Source organism: Streptomyces sp. McG3, from assembly GCF_018619185.1.
Taxonomy (GTDB): Bacteria; Actinomycetota; Actinomycetes; order Streptomycetales; family Streptomycetaceae; genus Streptomyces.
On record NZ_JAAXYC010000429.1, the window covers coordinates 1 to 5,387 of the forward strand.

At 73.9% G+C, this 5,387-nt stretch carries 4 protein-coding genes and 1 pseudogene; 1 reads left to right on the forward strand and 4 read right to left on the reverse strand.

Annotated elements, in window-relative coordinates; genetic code table 11:
- Positions 1–119 precede the first annotated feature (119 nt).
- Positions 120–851: a ZIP family metal transporter gene (locus HET64_RS36140; RefSeq protein WP_215111472.1), complete on the forward strand. Its 732-nt coding sequence runs from the start codon at positions 120–122 to the stop codon at positions 849–851.
- Positions 852–907: 56 nt separating this feature from the next.
- Here the strand turns inward: HET64_RS36140 and HET64_RS36145 are convergent, their stop codons facing one another.
- The 4 genes and pseudogenes from HET64_RS36145 to HET64_RS36160 form a co-directional block, all read right to left on the reverse strand.
- The gene (locus HET64_RS36145) at positions 908–2,260 is read right to left on the reverse strand and encodes a cobyrinate a,c-diamide synthase (protein WP_215111473.1); all 1,353 of its coding nucleotides are present in this window, start codon (positions 2,258–2,260) and stop codon (positions 908–910) included.
- Positions 2,254–2,853, reverse strand: a complete 600-nt coding sequence (cobO, locus tag HET64_RS36150) for a cob(I)yrinic acid a,c-diamide adenosyltransferase (RefSeq protein WP_015607771.1) — start codon at positions 2,851–2,853, stop codon at positions 2,254–2,256. The genes HET64_RS36145 and cobO overlap by 7 nt, the downstream gene beginning before the upstream one ends.
- Positions 2,853–4,901, reverse strand: coding sequence for a putative cobaltochelatase (locus HET64_RS36155; RefSeq protein WP_215111474.1), 2,049 nt, complete (start codon positions 4,899–4,901; stop codon positions 2,853–2,855). Before HET64_RS36155 ends, cobO begins: the two co-directional genes overlap by 1 nt.
- A pseudogene (locus tag HET64_RS36160) lies at positions 4,898–5,387 on the reverse strand (cobyric acid synthase); the annotation flags it as partial. The pseudogene HET64_RS36160 and the gene HET64_RS36155, both read right to left, overlap by 4 nt.

Below are 5,387 nucleotides of genomic sequence, written 5' to 3' on the forward strand. Positions count from 1 at the left end.
GGAGGAGGCGGCGGGGCCGTTCCGTATACGGAGACGGGCGGTGGGAGGGGTACGGCGGACGCCGCCGGTAAGGACACCCTGAGATGCGGAGAGACGCCCCGATCGGCTAGCAAGGCCCCATGGCGGTGTTCGTCGCGCTCGGCGCGTTCCTGATGACTCTGGCCGGCGGCTGGGTCGCACAACGCGTCACCGACCGCCGTCACCTGGTGCTCGGCCTCGCGGGCGGGCTGATGCTCGGCGTGGTCGGACTCGACCTCCTGCCGGAGGCGATCGAGGCGGCCGGCACTCCGGTGTTCGGGGTCCCCGCCGCCCTGCTGCTGTTCGTCGGCGGCTTCCTGGCGGCCCATCTGGTGGAGCGGCTGCTCGCCGGACGCCAGGTGGCACACGGGGCGAGCGGCAACCACGGCGACCGCGTGCCGCAGGTGGGGCTGACGGCGGCCGCCGCGATGGTCGTCCACAGCCTGATGGACGGCATCGCGCTGGGCGCCGCCTTCCAGGTCAGCGGCTCCATGGGCGTGGCCGTCGCGCTGGCGGTGATCAGTCATGACTTCGCCGACGGATTCAACACGTACACCCTCACCAGTCTTTACGGGAACGCCCGGCGCAAGGCGCTCCTGATGCTCTTCGCGGCTGCCGCGGCACCGGTCGTGGGCGCCGCGACGACGCTGCTCTTCACCCTTCCGGAGGAACTGCTCGGCGGCTATCTCGGCTTCTTCGGCGGAGCGCTGCTCTACCTGGCCGCTGCGGAGATCCTTCCCGAGGCGCACCACACCCATCCCGCCCGCTCCACCCTTCTCTGCACCATCGGGGGCGTGGGCTTCATCTGGCTGGTCGTCGGCATCGCGGAGTGAGCCACGCGTACGCCCGAGCGCCCCGTCACGACGGGCGCGCCCCCCGGACGGTGGGTTCACCGCGCCCGGCAGTGCTCGACGAACCGCCGGGCCACCCCGGGCGACGCGGCCCAGTGGGTGTGCAGATAGCTCGCGTGAACGCCCCGCTGGACGTACCCCTCGACCCGCCGCTCCGGCTGGTGCATGCCCCAGGCGGGCGTGGTCCCCGCCCCCGGCTCCAGCACCGTGCGGTGGAACTCATGACCGCGCATCCGGGTCCCCGCCACCGCCAGCGCGCTGTCCGACACGGCCACCGCCTGCCGGTACCCGAGCGTGAGCCGCTCGGACATCCGGGCCTCGGCGTCCAGCACCCCGCACATGGGCTTCCCGTCCAGCTCCCGCGCCAGATACAGCAGCCCCGCGCACTCGGCCGCCACCGGGGCGCCGCTCAGGGCCAGTTCCGTGACCGCCCGCCGCAACGGCTCGTTGGCCGACAGCTCGGGGGCGTACATCTCCGGGAACCCGCCGCCGATGACGAGCCCCGCCGTGCCCACCGGCAGCTTCTCGTCCCGCAGCGGGTCGAAGACCACGACCTCCGCACCGGCCGCCGTCAGCAGCTCGGCGTGCTCCGCGTACGCGAAGGTGAACGCCGCCCCGCCGGCCACGGCCACGACGGGCCGCACAGCGCCGGGCTTCCGGGCGTAATCCGGCTCCCACGTCTCGTCCGGCAGCGACGGCGCGGTCCGGGCCAGCGCCATCAGCGCCTCCAGATCGCACCCGGCGCGCACCCGCTCGCCCATCGCCGCCACGGCGTCCACCGCTTCGGAGCCCCGCTCGGCCACCGGGACCAGCCCCAGGTGGCGCGAGGGCGTCGCCACCTGCGGGGCCCGCCGCAGCACGCCCAGGACCGGCAGCCCCGACTCGTCCAACGCGTCCCGCAGCAGCGCCTCGTGCCGGTCGGATGCCACCTTGTTCAGGATCACCCCGCCGATCCGCACCTCCGGGTCCCAGGAGGCGAACCCGTGCACCAGGGCCGCCACCGAACGGGACTGCGAGGAGGCGTCCACCACCAGCACCACGGGCGCCCGCAGGAGCTTCGCCACCTGTGCGGTGGACGCCAGCTCGCCCTGTCCCGAGGCGCCGTCGTACAGCCCCATCACGCCCTCGACCACGGCGAGGTCGCACCCCGCCGACCCGTGCGCGAAGAGCGGGGCGATCAGATCCGTCCCGCACATGTACGCGTCGAGATTGCGGCCGGGGCGTCCCGTCGCCAGCGAGTGGTAACCCGGATCGATGTAGTCCGGCCCCACCTTGTGCGGCGAGACGGCGAGCCCGCGCGCGGCGAAGGCGGCCATCAGGCCGGTGGCGACGGTGGTCTTGCCGCTGCCGGAGGCCGGAGCGGCGATGACCAGACGGGGCACAGTCACCACTCGATGCCCCTCTGGCCCTTCTGCCCCGCGTCCATCGGGTGCTTGACCTTCGACATGTCGGTCACCAGGTCGGCGGCCTCGATCAGCTTGTCCGGCGCGTTGCGGCCGGTGATCACGACATGCTGGGTGCCGGGCCGGTTCCGCATCACCTCGACGACCTCGTCGGTGTCGATCCAGCCCCAGTGCATCGGGTAGGCGAACTCGTCGAGCACGTACAGCTTGTACGTCTCGGCCGCCAGGTCCCGCTTGACCTGCTCCCAGCCCTCGCGGGCCTTCTCCTCGTTGTCCAGCTGACCGTCGCGCTGGACCCAGGACCAGCCCTCGCCCATCTTGTGCCAGTCGACGGTGCCGCCCTCGCCGCTCGCTCCGAGGACCTTCAGCGCGTTCTCCTCGCCGACCTTCCACTTCGCGGACTTCACGAACTGGAACACTCCGATCGGCCAGCCCTGGTTCCAGGCCCGCAACGCGAGCCCGAAGGCCGCCGTCGACTTGCCCTTGCCTATGCCCGTGTGGACGAACAGGAGCGGGCGGTTGCGCCGCTGGCGGGTGGTGAGCCCGTCGTCCGGTACCGATGTCGGCTGTCCCTGCGGCATTAAGCGGCCCTCCCGGCTGCGGTGACGTCCTTGACGAGCCCGGCGATCGAGTCGGCCCGCAGCTCGTCGAGCGTGACGGCGGTGCCTCCCAGTTCCCGGGCCAACTCCCCGGCGAGACCGAGGCGTACGTACCCCGACTCGCAGTCCACGACGACGGATGCCGTCCCCTCCGAGCGGTGCAGCCGCCCGGCCCGCCCCGCGAGCGCCACCGGCTCCGGCCCGCCGGTCGCCCGGCCGTCCGTCACCACGACGAGCAGCGGCCGCCGCGAGGGATCGCGCAGCCGCTCGATCCGCAGCACGTCATGGGCCTTGAGCAGCCCGGCGGCCAGCGGCGTACGGCCCCCGGTCGGCAGCGACTCCAGACGGGAGGCGGCCGCGTCCACGGACGAGGTCGGCGGCAGCACCACCTCCGCCTCCTTGCCCCGGAAGGTGACCAGACCGACCTTGTCCCGCCGCTGGTAGGCGTCCAGCAGCAGCGACAGCACGGCCCCCTTGACCGCGCTCATCCGCTGCCGCGCCGCCATCGAGCCCGACGCGTCCACGACGAACAGCACGAGATTGCCCTCGCGCCCCTCCCGGGTCGCCTGCCGCAGATCGTCCCGGCGCACCACGAGCCCCCGCCCGGAACGCCCGCGCGCCCGCTGGTGCGGGGCGGCGGCCTGCACGGTCGCGGCCAGATGCAGCTTGGTCAGCGCCCCCTGCGGGCGGCGGGCGCCGGTCGTACGCCCGTGCTCGGTACGGGCCCGGGAGCGCCGCCCCGCGGCGCCCTCGCCGAGCCCCGGCACGCTGAGCATCTTCGTCCGGAACGGCTCGGCGGACGCCACGGGCCGCTGCTCGGCCCCGGTGGACCGGCCGGGCGCGTCGGGGCTGCCCTCGGGGGCCCCGGACGGCGCGTCACTGTCGCTGCCGCCCTCGCCCTGCGGCGGCGTACGGTCTCCGTCGGCCTGCGGCGGCACACCGCCACCGCCACCGCCGCCGTCATCGTCACCATCCCCGTCGGGATCGGGATCGGGCTGGTCGTCGTCGTTGTTCTCCTGCGGACCGGCCTCGTCCAGGGTCTGGTCGAGCTTGTCCTCGTCCAGGCCGGGCGCGTCGAACGGGTTGCGGCGACGCCGGTGGGGGAGCGCGAGGAGAGCGGCCTGCCGCACATCGTCGGCGGTGACCTCCTCCCGGCCCGCCCAGGCGGCCAGCGCGGTCGCGGTCCGGGCCATCACGATGTCGGCCCGCATCCCGTCGACCTCGAACGCGGCGCAGGTCGCGGCGATCTGCCGCAACACGCCGTCACTGAGCACGACGCGGGGCAGCAGGGCGCGCGCGGCGGCGATGCGCTCCCGCAGGGCGCTCTCCTCCCCGGACCAGCGCGCGGCGAACCCCTCGGGGTCGTCGTCGTACGCGAGCCTGCGCCGCACGACCTCGACCCGCTCGTCGGTGTCCCGCGACGCGGCCACCTCGACGGTCAGCCCGAACCGGTCCAGCAACTGCGGCCGCAGCTCGCCCTCTTCCGGGTTCATCGTCCCGACCAGCAGGAACCGCGCCGCGTGCCGTACGGAGACGCCCTCGCGCTCGACGTACGAGGCGCCCATGGCCGCCGCGTCCAGCAGCAGGTCCACCAGGTGGTCGTGGAGCAGGTTGACCTCGTCGACGTACAGGATCCCGCGGTGCGCGTCGGCCAGCAGCCCCGGCTCGAACGCCTTCACGCCCTCCGACAGCGCCCGCTCGATGTCCAGCGCCCCCACGAGCCGGTCCTCGGACGCGCCGACGGGCAGTTCCACGGTCCGCGCGGCCCGCGACACACCGGCGGCCTCCGCGTGCGGCCCGTCGGGACACGCCGGATCGGGGGATACGGGATCACAGGAGAACCGGCACCCCGGCACGACGGAGACCTCCGGCACGAGGGCGGCGAGCGCGCGCACGGCGGTGGACTTGGCGGTCCCCTTCTCGCCCCGCACGAGCACCCCGCCGACCGCCGGACTGACCGCGTTCAGCAACAGCCCGAGCCGCAGGTCGTCCTGCCCGACGATCGCGGTGAAGGGATACGGCGTACTCACTTGGCCTCCTGGTCGACATGAACAACAACTGCTTCCCCAAGCCCTCGGGGCGTTGCCTCGGCGGACCGGGCACCATCAAGCCCCTGGGGCGTTGCCTCGGCGGACCGGGCGAAATCAAGCCCCTGGCCCCTTGAATCAGCGGACCCGGCAAACTCAAGCCCCTCCGGCGATCGAGGAGCGGGGCCCGGGGCAGCGCCCCGGCTCTCCGGAGCACCCGCGCTCAACGGCGGCGCCCCCGGCGGCACGAACGGCAGCCCCACCGGCGCACCCCCCTCGATCAACCGCCACAACGCGTCCGTGTCCGCGTGCTCCTCCACCAGATCCCCGAGCCGGTCCAGCTGCTCCTCCCGCAACACCCCGAAACTCGTGTCCGGCGCCGGTACGAACCGCCGCCCGGCGGCCCGGGCCACCTCCTCCAGGAACCGCCGCCGGAACGCGTCGCTCTCCAGCGACCCGTGCCAGTGCGTCCCCCACACCGCCCCCACC

Coding starts and splice junctions, on each gene's coding strand:
- HET64_RS36140 (WP_215111472.1), top strand. CDS start 120: ATGGCGGTGTTCGTCGCGCTCGGCGCGTTCCTGATGACTCTGGCCGGC.
- cobO (WP_015607771.1), bottom strand. CDS start 2,853: ATGCCGCAGGGACAGCCGACATCGGTACCGGACGACGGGCTCACCACC.